Source organism: Methylobacterium sp. D48H, from assembly GCF_053345715.1.
In genome coordinates, this window is the sequence record NZ_JBKFAP010000161.1 from 1 (window position 1) to 303 (window position 303).

The window sequence follows — 303 nt, forward strand, 5'->3', positions numbered from 1 at the left end:
GTAGCACCGGGCCGGTCGCCCGCAACAGGTCCGGCCCGGAAGGCCATCCCCGCGCGGGCGTCACGGCCGATGCAGGACGGCCTCCCTCGGGGACTCGGAGGCCGGCACAGGGCGACCGGCACAGGGCAACCGGCGCGGCGACGGACTCAGTCGGCGCCGAGCCCGCCTGCCGCGACGGTGGCGCCGGCCTCCAGGAAGCGCTGCGGATCCACCGGCTCGCCGTCGATGCGGGTCTCGTAGTGGAGATGCGCCCCGGTAGAGCGCCCCGCCGAGCCGACGGCGCCGACCGCGTCGCCCGCGGCC

1 protein-coding gene is annotated in these 303 nt (G+C 78.2%); it reads right to left on the reverse strand.

Features of this window, described 5'->3' with window-relative positions; translation table 11 throughout:
- Positions 1 to 146: 146 nt before the first annotated feature.
- On the reverse strand, positions 147 to 303 hold a 157-nt coding region (locus ACLBX8_RS31950; protein WP_447716443.1), incomplete at its 5' end, for a M23 family metallopeptidase.